The sequence below is a fragment of the Pseudomonas sp. CFBP 5748 genome, from assembly GCF_053850495.1.
Map to the genome: position 1 here is coordinate 60,104 of NZ_JBSPTN010000021.1, position 11,385 is coordinate 71,488.

General features: G+C 59.8%; 13 protein-coding genes and 1 pseudogene. 1 reads left to right on the top strand and 13 read right to left on the bottom strand.

The annotated features are described in order from the left end of the window. Nucleotides 1-586: 586 nt before the first annotated feature. Nucleotides 587-1,399 (top strand): c-type cytochrome, encoded by an 813-nt coding sequence (locus tag ACWNZ1_RS28810; protein ID WP_135846428.1) that lies wholly within the window; start codon nt 587-589, stop codon nt 1,397-1,399. Between the two features lie 117 nt (nt 1,400-1,516). On the opposite strand, the gene ACWNZ1_RS28815 is transcribed toward ACWNZ1_RS28810, so the two are convergent. From ACWNZ1_RS28815 to ACWNZ1_RS28875, 13 genes and pseudogenes are all read right to left on the bottom strand, one after another. After that, complete coding sequence (locus tag ACWNZ1_RS28815; protein ID WP_135846429.1) at nt 1,517-2,317, bottom strand: transglutaminase family protein; 801 nt, start codon at nt 2,315-2,317, stop codon at nt 1,517-1,519. Further along, the gene (locus ACWNZ1_RS28820; protein WP_456028022.1) at nt 2,314-3,264 is read right to left on the bottom strand and encodes an alpha-E domain-containing protein; all 951 of its coding nucleotides are present in this window, start codon (nt 3,262-3,264) and stop codon (nt 2,314-2,316) included. The genes ACWNZ1_RS28815 and ACWNZ1_RS28820 overlap by 4 nt, the downstream gene beginning before the upstream one ends. 9 nt (nt 3,265-3,273) lie before the next feature. Next, nucleotides 3,274-4,683 (bottom strand): circularly permuted type 2 ATP-grasp protein, encoded by a 1,410-nt coding sequence (locus tag ACWNZ1_RS28825; protein ID WP_135846431.1) that lies wholly within the window; start codon nt 4,681-4,683, stop codon nt 3,274-3,276. A gap of 306 nt (nt 4,684-4,989) precedes the next feature. Next, the gene (locus tag ACWNZ1_RS28830) at nt 4,990-5,331 is read right to left on the bottom strand and encodes a ribonuclease E inhibitor RraB (RefSeq protein WP_135846432.1); all 342 of its coding nucleotides are present in this window, start codon (nt 5,329-5,331) and stop codon (nt 4,990-4,992) included. Nucleotides 5,332-5,534: 203 nt separating this feature from the next. Next, nucleotides 5,535-5,771, bottom strand: coding sequence for a hypothetical protein (locus tag ACWNZ1_RS28835; protein WP_135846433.1), 237 nt, complete (start codon nt 5,769-5,771; stop codon nt 5,535-5,537). Between the two features lie 139 nt (nt 5,772-5,910). After that, a complete protein-coding gene (locus ACWNZ1_RS28840) occupies nt 5,911-6,519 on the bottom strand; it encodes an START domain-containing protein (RefSeq protein ID WP_256453529.1) in 609 nt (202 codons plus the stop codon). 39 nt (nt 6,520-6,558) lie between these two features. Further along, entirely contained in the window at nt 6,559-6,813 is a 255-nt protein-coding gene (locus ACWNZ1_RS28845) for a YkgJ family cysteine cluster protein (protein WP_135846435.1), read from the bottom strand. Nucleotides 6,814-6,960: 147 nt separating this feature from the next. Then, on the bottom strand, nt 6,961-7,431 hold the full coding sequence (locus ACWNZ1_RS28850) for a translation initiation factor 2 (protein WP_135846436.1): 471 nt from the start codon (nt 7,429-7,431) through the stop codon (nt 6,961-6,963). Between the two features lie 85 nt (nt 7,432-7,516). Beyond that, entirely contained in the window at nt 7,517-8,959 is a 1,443-nt protein-coding gene (locus ACWNZ1_RS28855; protein WP_072406270.1) for an aminotransferase-like domain-containing protein, read from the bottom strand. 200 nt (nt 8,960-9,159) lie between these two features. Further along, a complete protein-coding gene (locus tag ACWNZ1_RS28860) occupies nt 9,160-9,969 on the bottom strand; it encodes an OmpA family protein (protein WP_256453530.1) in 810 nt (269 codons plus the stop codon). Continuing rightward, nucleotides 9,966-10,325, bottom strand: coding sequence for a DUF4398 domain-containing protein (locus ACWNZ1_RS28865; protein WP_135846438.1), 360 nt, complete (start codon nt 10,323-10,325; stop codon nt 9,966-9,968). The genes ACWNZ1_RS28860 and ACWNZ1_RS28865 overlap by 4 nt, the downstream gene beginning before the upstream one ends. A 9-nt stretch (nt 10,326-10,334) precedes the next feature. Beyond that, a complete protein-coding gene (locus ACWNZ1_RS28870; RefSeq protein ID WP_135846439.1) occupies nt 10,335-11,159 on the bottom strand; it encodes a substrate-binding periplasmic protein in 825 nt (274 codons plus the stop codon). 91 nt (nt 11,160-11,250) lie between these two features. Further along, nucleotides 11,251-11,385: pseudogene (locus ACWNZ1_RS28875) on the bottom strand (electron transfer flavoprotein subunit alpha/FixB family protein); the annotation flags it as partial.

Below are 11,385 nucleotides of genomic sequence, written 5' to 3' on the forward strand. Positions count from 1 at the left end.
AATGCGATGCCTCCAACCATAAGCCCGGCAGCGAAGGATTCAATGACCACAGTGCTCAATGACGTTGACGGCCACGCTCAGACGAACGGTAGCGAGCTATCGGGTTAACCGATTCAGGTGAGCAAGCTGTCTAGCCAAAGGGCCTTCAAGAAGATGGCAATGGGCCTCATGCCATTTAAATAGCAATAAATTCAGTATTGATACGAATTGGATCTAAGCCAAGGCGACTGCGGCCCCTAATGTAATCCTTGTACAAGAACAGTCGTCGGGTTTTGCCGAGGCGCTTGTCATACAGGAAGTGCAACGCCAGCCGTCATGGATATGCAGGCTGGCCTCAGGAAATAACAATAAAGGCGGGTCAGCCATGTTCAAACATTCGAAAGTTCGTCAAGCCGGACTCATTCTCTTTGCCACGACGCTGCTGTTGATTGTGCCGAATATCACCAAGGTGATCGGCTGAGTCCTGCGCGCGGGCATCTGCATTCTCAATATGTTGTGTCGCCAAAAAATGTGACGGGTTTATTGTTCGAGCCCCAGGGGCTGTGCCAACCTTTACGGCACTCCCTCGACATGGAAGGCGATCCACTTGAAAGCTCTCATTGTGATCGGGGCGTTGCTGCTCAGCACGCCCCTGTATGCCGCACAGCTGGTGCTGGAGCTGGGCGCGAAGACGCGCACCTGGCAAACCGAAGAACTGCTCAAGCATCCTGAAGCCCAGACGGTCCAGATCGCTGACGACGTTTCCTACAAGAAACCGATGAGTTATCGCGCCGTGCCGCTGACTGCACTGTTGACTGGCGTGCAGTCGGACGACCACCTGCAGGCCGTGGCGCTGGACGGTTTCGCCGCCGAAATGCCCGCTGCGCCGTTACTCAACAAACGTGGCGCCCGGGCCTGGCTGGCCATTGAAGACCCTGCCAAACCATGGCCCCCACTGGGTGAAGGCAAACACAGTGCCGGGCCTTTCTATCTGGTTTGGACCGACCCGCAGGCGGGTCATATCAGCCCCGAACAATGGCCGTACGCGGTGGCGAGCATCAAGCGCCTGTCAGCGGTGGCTGAACGCTTCCCAGCCCTGCTGCCCGCAGCCAACCTGGCCAAGGACGATCCGATCAACAAAGGGTTTGAGCTGTTCCAGAAAAATTGCCTGGCCTGCCATCGCCTCAACGGTGCCGGCGATGCGCAATTCGGCCCTGACCTGAACATCCCCTTCAACCCAACCGAATACTTCTCCGGGGATTTCCTCAAGCGTTATATCCGCGACCCGCAGGGTCTGCGTCACTGGCCCCAAGGCAAGATGCCGGGGTTCTCGGCGGCGGTGCTGCCAGATTCGGAGCTGGATCTGTTGGTGGGGTATCTGAAGCATATGGCGGGGCGTAAACAGCCTTTGAAGCAGTGAGCTTGCCCCCGCTGCCCCGCTGACAGGGCTGCGCAGCAGCCCCTCAAATAGCTTGCGAGCGCTTCGCACTCGAGCGGGAGCAAGCTCCCTCGCCACAAAAGCCCGCTCGCCACGCGGCTATTGTCGTTGCACCGTAAGCACCGGGGCCGGTGTCACGACCTTGGCATGCATCTGCTCACCGCCACCACCGCGGCGCATGCCGCGCACTGGGCAGGCGTCCAGGTAATCCAGACCCACCGCCAGTTTCAAGTGTCGCTCGGGACGGGCCAATTGGTTAGTCACGTCGAAGCTGTACCAGGCGTCGTCGAGCCATGCCTCGGCCCAGGCATGGCTGGCCAGGTGTTCGCTCTGCTCACTGAACAGATAGCCTGACACATACCGTGCCGGCACGCCCAGGCTGCGGGCGCAGGCCAGGAATGCGTGGGCGTGATCCTGGCACACCCCGCTACGGCTGGCAAAAGCCTGGGCCGCGCTGGTCTCGACTTCAGTGGAACCCGGGGTGTAGACCATGTGCTGGTTCAACCCGTGCATCAGGTCGATCAACGCGGTGCGATCGCGGCGCTGCTTGCATTGCTGCGCGGCGAAAGCTCGTAGCGCCTCGTCCGCTTCGGTCAACCGGGTGAAGCGCAGGAACGGCAGCGCCGACTGGCTCTCATGTTCGGCTTCACGCAACGGGTCGATGTCCACTTGGCCACGGGCACCAATGATGACCGTTTCGTGGGGCTCGTCCAGGGTCAGTACATGAAGGATGTTGCCGAACGGATCCAGCTGCGCACGTACCGGCCGTGGCAGATCAAGCTGCCAGCTCAGCACATGCTGGCGCTCGCTGTCGTGGGGTGTCAGGCGCAGGTACTGGATGCTGGCGCGAACCTGGTCTTCATAGTGGTAGGCCGTTTCGTGGCTGATTGAGAGTCTCATATGACCTCCAGGTAGGAACTGTGAATGGCGTTGCCCAGTTCGCGGACCAATGGGATGAATTCGGTGAGCCAGGCATGCAGGCCCCCGTCGAGGATTTCGTTAATCCCGGTGTAGCGCAGGCGCGCGTCCATTTCCGCGCCCAGGCGTTGTGCCTGCCGGCCGTTGGAGCCCGGTAGGCTCGCGAGGATCTGCTCGATTTCTTCGGTGCAGGCCCGCAGCGACCGCGGCACATCGGCGCGCAGCAGCAACAGTTCAGCCACATGACGCGCGCCCGGGGCGTCACGGTAGATTTCGGTGTAGGCCTCGAAGGAAGACAAGGCCCGCAACAAGGCGCTCCACTGGTAATACGCGTGGGCCGTGCCGTCGCTGACCGTGTCGGCCTGGTCACCGGCCATCTCGTAACGGGCGTCGAGCAAGCGCAGGGTGTTGTCGGCCCTTTCGATAAAGGTCCCCAGGCGAATGAACCTGAACGCGTCGTTACGCATGATGGTGCCGTAGGTTGCGCCTCGAAACAGGTGAGACCTTTCCTTGATCCACTCGCAGAAACGGCTCATGCCGTAGCGACTCAAGCCTTGCTCGGCGATATCGCGAATTTCCAACCAGGTGGCGTTGATGTTTTCCCACATGTCGGCGGTGATGCGCCCACGCACCGCGTGGGCACTGGCGCGCGCGGAACCGAGGCAGCTGTAGATGCTCGCCGGGTTGGCCGCGTCCAGGGCAAAAAAATGCAACAGGCGTTCGGCGTGCAAGTCGCCGTGTCGCTCCCGGTAATCATCCAGCGTGCCGGTGATCAGCAGCGGCATGGCCAATTCGTGCAGGCCATCGCCGCGCCCGTCCTGGGGCATCAAGGACAGCGAATAACTGACGTCGAGCATCCGCGCGAGGTTTTCCGCACGCTCCAGGTAACGCGACATCCAGTACAGGTCCGAGGCGGTTCTACTTAGCATGGCAGCTCCTCAATCCTCGACCACCCAGGTGTCCTTGGTGCCACCGCCCTGGGACGAGTTCACCACCAGCGACCCTTCGCGCAACGCCACGCGCGTCAGGCCGCCCGGCACCACACGGGTTTCCCGGCCAGACAGGACAAACGGCCGCAAGTCGATGTGGCGAGGGGCAATGCCATTTTCGACAAAGGTCGGACACGTAGAAAGCGACAGCGTCGGCTGGGCGATGTAGGCGTGCGGCTTGGCCTTGATGCGTTCGCGGAAGGCGTCGATCTGCGCCGTCGTCGCCGCCGGCCCCACCAGCATTCCGTAACCGCCGGAGCCCTGGGTTTCCTTGACCACCAGATCTGGAAGATTCGCCAGTACGTGGGAAAGTTCAGCAGGGTTACGACACTGCCATGTAGGGACGTTCTTCAGGATCGGCTCTTCGTCCAGGTAAAACTTGATCATGTCGGTGACGAACGGGTACACCGACTTGTCGTCCGCCACGCCCGTGCCGATGGCATTGGCCAGCACCACGTTGCCAGACCGGTAGGACGACAACAGCCCTGGCACCCCGAGCATCGAATCCGGATTGAAGGCCAGTGGATCAAGGAACGCGTCGTCAAGGCGACGGTAGATCACATCCACCGCTTTCGGCCCGTCGGTGGTGCGCATGAAGACTTTGTCGTCGCGCACGAACAGGTCGGCGCCTTCTACCAGTTCCACGCCCATCTCCCGGGCCAGGAACGCGTGCTCAAAGAATGCACTGTTGAAGCGCCCCGGCGTGAGCACCACGACGCTGGGGTCATCCAGTGGGCTGGCGCTTTTCAGGGTGTCGAGCAGCAGGTTGGGGTAATGATCGATGGGGGCGATGCGCTGGGCGGCAAACAGTTCGGGGAACAGGCGCATCATCATCTTGCGATCTTCAAGCATGTAGCTGACGCCACTGGGCGTACGAAGATTGTCTTCAAGTACGTAGTACGTGCCATCGCCGTCGCGCACCAGATCGACGCCGCAAATGTGGGCATAGATGTCGCGGTGCAGATCCAGCCCTTGCATCGCCAGTTGATATTGCTCGTTGGCCAGTACCTGCTCGGCGGGGATGATGCCGGCCCGGATGATTCGTTGCTCATGGTAGAGGTCGGCCAGGAACATGTTCAGTGCCTTGACCCGCTGGATGCAGCCACGCTCGACGACCCGCCATTCGCTGGCGGGAATACTGCGCGGGATAGTGTCGAAAGGGATCAGGCGCTCCGTGCCCTGCTCGTCCCCATAGAGCGTGAACGTAATGCCGGCGCGATGAAACAACAGGTCCGCTTCGCGTCTGCGTTGTGCCAGAAGTTCGTCTGGCGTTTCGGCCAGCCAACGGGCAAACGCCCGATAATGCGGGCGGACCTGGCCGTCGGCCTCGTACATCTCGTCAAAACCAGTGCGGATCATGCCGTACTCCTTGTCACCCTGGCATCAGGCTTCGCAAGGCCCGTGCCATCGGCATAAACGCTTTATGATCAACGGGTTGGATTATCCACTGAGAGGCTGCGCACTCTTGTAGTGCGGCAAATCCCCCCACCCCGCTGCCCCCGCTTCATTGCGGCGCAGGGCCGTCGCTCCCCTGAGCATAGACACGGAAAAACGCCATAGCCTGGCTTGGATACAGTTAGGTACAAAACCTGGGGGGTAAGATCGCTGACATGAAAACGGCCGACACAAAGGTCAGCCGTTGCTCTGGTTGCAGTGAGTGAAGTATCAGGCCTGCAAGCGCCGAATCTCTTGCTTGACGCCCCAGCCCTCGATGATGCCGCCCAACGGCTCAACCACGGCCTCAAAGTCTTGCTCGAAGTCTCCGATGTCGTCGTAAGTGGCGTACATCACCCGGCTCAGTTCCAATGACCAAGCCCCGTCGTCCCGTGCACTGATCTGCGCGTTCAGCGATTCGCCCCGAAATTGACCTGCCGCCCTGCGCGCCCGCTCCTCGTCCGGGAAAATGGCGTAGAACTCGATGGGATGGAATTTTGAGAAATCGAAACCGCCTTCTTTCATGCGGCGCAACACGCTGGTGCTGATGTCTTCTTGATAGGCTGTGCTCATGAAACGTCCTCCTAAAACCGATGGATAGACTTTCCGTCTTCCCGCGCAGGCAACCCGTAAGTTGCAGGCGTTACGGCATCAAATTACCGTCGGGACACAAGCATGTAGCTGACAAGACCGGACCTAAGCGATCCTTTCGCTGATCTCACTTGCAGAGTAGCCGCAAGTCGTGGCCACTGCCAAGCGGGGCCAGACAACGATTTTCATGAAATCGGTGTAATGCTGATGATTTCGATGCTGTGCTGGGACTTGAGGTTCTTGACCGTCGGGTCTTCAGTGCGCCCCTCCAGGTCATTGAGGTCCAACTCGCTGGCCACTGGAAACAGCCGTCCGCGAATCAGTTGTGCGGCCTGTTCCATGGTGGGCTCCTGGTCACAGTCGAACAGTTCTTCAGTGGTGTCGCCGTGATCATCCACGAAAGTGATTTCCCACTTCTGCATCGGTGTCTCCTCGATCAATTCAGGGCCTGGCTTACCTCTATCTCGACATTGAGGGCTGAACAATCGTTCCGCTGGGTAGTTGGGCGGCACACATGAAAAGACCGCCTCATGGGCGGTCTCCTGATGCAACCATGGCCGATTACTTTTCGGCGCGCTCCTTCAGCGCTTTCAAGGTGTTGAACGGCGCATCCACCACGAACTTGTTAGCCAGCCAGGACGGTACATCGCCACCGGGTTCGGTGTGGACCTGGTACGTCACTTCGACCTGGTTCGCGCCCTTGGGGGTGAATTTCCAGAAGCCGTCGACCTGGGTCACTCGTACAAAGCCCTTCTCTTCAGGCACGTAGGTCGGTACGCCTTTGAGATTGCGGGTCAGGCTGCCATCCGCGCCATCGACGGTGGTGACTTCCAGCACCGAGTCTCGGGAAGTGACTGGCCATGGCGTATTGAACTGAGTGTAGGTCCAGCTCTTGTCACCTTCGTGCTTGAGTAGCTTCTGGCTCTTGCACTCATGAATCCAGGCGCAGGCACCCGGGACATCTTCCTGCAGGGCCCGCAACTTGGCCATGGTGGTCTGCATGACAGTCACGCCGCGGTAGGCCTTGTACTTGGAGCCAGCCACTTCACTCAGGGATACCTTGATACCGTCCTTCTCCTTGGCGACCTGCCAGTCCTCTGCCTGAGCGCTGGCGGTTGCCAACAACACGGTCAAGCCACACAACACAGCCATACGATGCAGCGAACCCATAGTTTTTTCCTTATTGTCCAAGTTCTGATCATTGACCCATTACGCTGCCGTGACTTGCTCCCACCAACCGATCAGTCGGATGGCGTCTTCGCTGCTGCTGCCACAGACCTCGATGTCGGCCTCGAACGCCGAGCACACCGCGGGGCGTTCCGGCTGGCCGAAGATCCGGCACAGATTGTCGACCGACAACTGCGCGCAGCGTTCTCCCGCCGGTTTGCCTTGGGGCATGCCAGGGATCGGGGAACTGATGGACGGGGCGATGCAGCAGGCGCCACAGCCTTCACGGCATTTCATGACGACAACATCCTCACGACAGGTAATGGTTGGTAACAGCGCACAGAGTAACGGCTAAAACACTCGTTTAAAATTAAAGTCCGCAGGTTTTTTCGCCCACGGCGAGATGACCGAACGGTCAGCGACGAGCTGCATGCATGGCAAGGTTCACTGCTTGAATTCGAACTCCAGTGCCGCGCCTTCCACTTCATTGCGCTCCTGATTGCGCAGCGGCAGTTGCATCTCATTGCTCAGCAAACGCCCATTGAGTTGGAACGGTCCGGGTTTCTCCCCGAACATGGACGGCAACAGTGGCTGGTTTTTAGCTGACTGCACCTTACCCGGCGGTTGCAGTTCCTCGACCATGTCATGGGGCAAGCTCAAATCCAGCTTGGCCGCTGGTAATGGAGTCTTGGCAACCTCATGGGCGGATTTGCTCTTGGAAGCGATGGGCGCGCGTTTTTTCTTCGCCGCCGTTTTTTTCGCGGGAGCCTTCTTGACCACCGCCGTTTTTTTCGGCGCATTACTCGTCGCGCTGGCGACGGGTTTCTCCTGCGCCGAAGCCGCCACGACGCCTCCCGTATGGAAGGCGGTCAACAGGCCGATCAAAACCCAGGCAGCAGGAGCAATGGCTTTCATAAACACAACGGTACTTACGGCAGAGACCGCCATGCTCGCCTGATAATGAGGCGCTGACAAGCACATCAGACTAAGCCGCTGATTCCTATAAAAATCCGTTGGCAGTCTCTTGGCACAATTGAGTGGCCAGCAGGCCCAGCGTCATCAAGGCTCGCTCCGCCTCGCGGTTCCAGGGTGTGCCGCAATTCAGACGGATGCAGTGATTGAACTGCTCGGTATTACTGAAAATCAGCCCTGGCGCGATACTGATGCCTTGCTGCAACGCCCGCACATGCAATTCCTGGGTGTTGACCCGTCCCGGCAGGCTGACCCACAGGATGAAGCCTCCGTTGGGGCGGCTCATTTGCGTGCCTTCGGGGAAATATTGCTGCACCGCCAGCTGAAAAGCGCTGAGGTTCTTGCGGTACTCCTGGCGGATATAGCGCAGGTGCCGGTCATAACCGCCATTTTCCAGATATGCCGCGATGCCCATTTGCGTAACGCTGCACGCCGAGTGAGTACTGAAGGTCTGGAGGCGCTGGATTTCCTGCTGGAATTTGCCGGCGATCATCCAGCCGATACGTACGCCCGGCGACAAGGTCTTGGAAAAACTCGAGCAGTAGATCACCCGATCCAACCGGTCGTAGGCCTTGAGCGCCTTGGTGCGCCCCTGCTCGAACATCAGCTCGCCATAGATATCGTCCTCGACGATCTGGATGTCGAAGTCCGACGCCAGGCGCAGCAGCTGCTTCTGACGCTCCTCCGGCATGGTGCTGCCCAAGGGATTGCTCAGGCGCGTGGTCAACACCAGCGCCTTGATCGACCATTGGTTAGCCGCCAGTTGCAGCGCCTCGAGGCTCATGCCGGTGACCGGATCACTGGGGATCTCGATGACCTTGAGGCCCAGCAGATCTGCCAACTGCAGCAAGCCGTAATAGGTAGGTGACTCGGCAGCGATCAGATCCCCTGGCCGGGTCAGCACGCGCAAGGACATCTGCAGCGCATCGACACAGCCGTGGGTGATCACCACTTCGGAGGGGTCCACCACGACGCCAGCATCACGCATGCGAATCGCCACCTGACGCCGCAACGGCTCGAAGCCCGGGCTGAACATGTAGCTGAACGCCCGCGGGCTGTGAAAACGCGTGACCTTGGCCAATTGCTGGTGCAGCGCCCGCACAGGCAAGTAGTCGACGCTCGGCACCGCCGCCCCCAACGGGAATACCCCTTCGCGGCGCGACTCGACCAATACCTGCTGGATGATACTGCTGCGCGTCACCAACCCTGGGCGCTCGACCCGGGCGATGTCCGGCGTCGGCGCGGTAAGGGCCGGCGTCTGGTGCACGTAGTAACCCGATTGTGGCCGCGCGCGGATCAGCCCCTGGTCTTCAAGGTTGGCGTAGGCCTGCAGCACCGTGGCATGGCTGACGTTGAGCTGCGAGCTCATCTTGCGCACCGAAGGCACGCGTTCACCGGGCTGATACACGCCGCGCCGGATGTCTTCGGCCAGCTGTTGCGCAATACGTTGATAAAGCAGGAGGTTGGTCATGACGCAGCACTCGATTTCACGGGCATTTTATTTTTGTCGGAAACGATACCGGAACAGTTTAGAAGTGTACGGGGACAGTTGCCAGATTACTCGACAGTACAGCCCAGTGACAGCCCCAACTGTACTCATTGCGCCGCGATTTGCAGGTGTAAAAAAACCCGGCGCCTTTAAAGGGGCCGGGTTTTCCAGTGACGCAGCCCTCAGCGGGCGGCGCCGAGCTGGCCTTTTTCGTCGGAGAACACAATTTCCACGCGACGGTTCTGCGCCCGGCCACGCTCGGAAGCGTTGACGTCCACCGGAAATTCGTCACCGTAGCCTTCGACCTGGATGCGCTTGTCGTCAATGCCCAAGTCAACCAGCACGTCCGCCACCGCCTGCGCGCGGTCACGGGACAACTTGAGGTTTTCCTGCTTGCCGCCGGTGCTGTCGGTGTAGCCCTCGATACGCACGACACGCTTGGGGTTGAGCTGCAGGAACTGCACGATCTTGAGCACGATCCGGTTGGCCGAGTTCTTCAATTCCGCTTCGCCGGTATCGAACAGAACGTCGCCCAGCGTCATCACCAGGCCGCGATCGGTCTGGGTGGTCGCCATCGCCATGATCTGTTCTTCAAGCCATTTGCCCTGCTGCTGCACACTCAGCAGTTTGGATTCACGCAGGGCCAATTGCAGGCGCTGGCGCTCCAGTTCGAGCTTTGCCGCACGTTCTTCATTGAGCACCTGGTTGCTGTGTTCCCGAGCAATCGCACTGTAGCGCTGGCTCAGGTAGGCGTAATGCTGCACATCCTCACCACTGCCCCAGTAGCTGGACAAGCGATCAGCACGGGCCAGGGATTCGCCGGCACGGATCACGTCCCTGGGCGCGGCGCGCAATACGTTGGCGTCTTCCTTGACCTTCTGGAAGTCGTTGCTGGCCTGCTCAAGCGCTGCTTCGCTGCGCTGTCCGGCGCAGCCATACAAACTGGCCAGGCTCACGAGGAGCAGACCGCCGAATACATGGGACTGCTTCATTGGGCATCATCCCTCAACTGTTTGCGCAAGCGCTTGATGCGGGTGTCGAGCACGTTCAGTTGCTCCTGGCTCTTGAGGGTCAGCACCTTCGCTTCAGCCAGGCGTGCATCCAGTTCGGCCTGTTCGGCCCGCATGCGCGCCTTCTTGTACGATTGGTCGGCCATGTTGGATTGGGCCCGGGCGAACTTTTCTTCTGCCAGTTTCAATTCAGGCACTTCGTCGGCAATGGCGCCCACGGCTCGGGCTTGTTTCAGTGCCTGTTCGGTCAGGCGGATCTGTTCATTCGGCGCCGGATCGGCTGCGCAGCCCGCCAGAGCCAGAACGGCCAGGGCAGCGAAAAGAGGTCGAATAGTCACTAATATTCCCTACTGTTTTGGGGCGCTGACAGGTGGCTGCAACTGTGTGTTCCAACGCTCGAGATTGCGCTGCAACACAGCCTCCGTCAGGCCGGACGCGGCCAATTCTGTCATCTTTTGCGCCAGCTGTCCGCGTAACCATGGGTCATTGCAGGCGGAGTTATGGGAAACCGCCAGGAACAGCCCCGGTTTATCCACTGGCTGCGGTGCCGCCTGAAGGTCGTTCGCCATGCCCAGTGTCTGCGCCATCGCCAGGCCCGAATAGCGCCCCGCCAGGACATATTCCACCTCCCCCAGCAGCAATTTCTGAAAGGCCTGGGTCAGGTTGGGCGTGCGGGTCAGGGACAATTGCTGCTCGGCAAAAACGCCGAATCCCTGGGTCATACGGGCCTTTTCCGACAAGGCTCCGGGATGACCATGAAGATCCTCGGGCTGGTTGACGACCAAGGTCGAGTCCTTGCGTGTCCAGACCAGATGGTCGTTTTCCAGTAACGGTGGATGAACGTAGTCCAAGGCTTCCAGCCCAGTGCTGGTCAGTGGAGCGTCGGTGAGCAAGTCCATGCGACCACTGCGCACTTCGTCCAGCGCCTGGGCACGCTTGCCGGCATAAAGCAATTCGATCTTGATCCCCAGCTCTCCTGCCACTTGTTGGAGCAAGTCGGCGCCGGCGCCGATCAGGTGCTTGGGGTCCTGGGGGTCTTGCCAAAGGTAAGGGGGCGCATCAGGGCTGCCGGTGGCGATCAGTCGCTCACACTTGCCGGCGGCAGTAGCCAGGCCCGGCATACCCGCCAACGCCCATAGCAATGACCAGCCAGCCAAACGGCGAAGATCCATGGCAGTACGCTCCCCTTGCAGCGAAAACAAATAGTGCAGAAATAAAAAACCCGGCCAAAGGGCCGGGCTCTTTATAAGTGAAGACGCCGGATTAGACCAGCTTCTCCAGCTCAGGGATGGCTTCGAACAGGTCCGCTACCAGGCCGTAGTCAGCCACCTGGAAGATCGGCGCCTCTTCGTCCTTGTTGATCGCAACGATCACTTTGGAGTCTTTCATGCCGGCCAG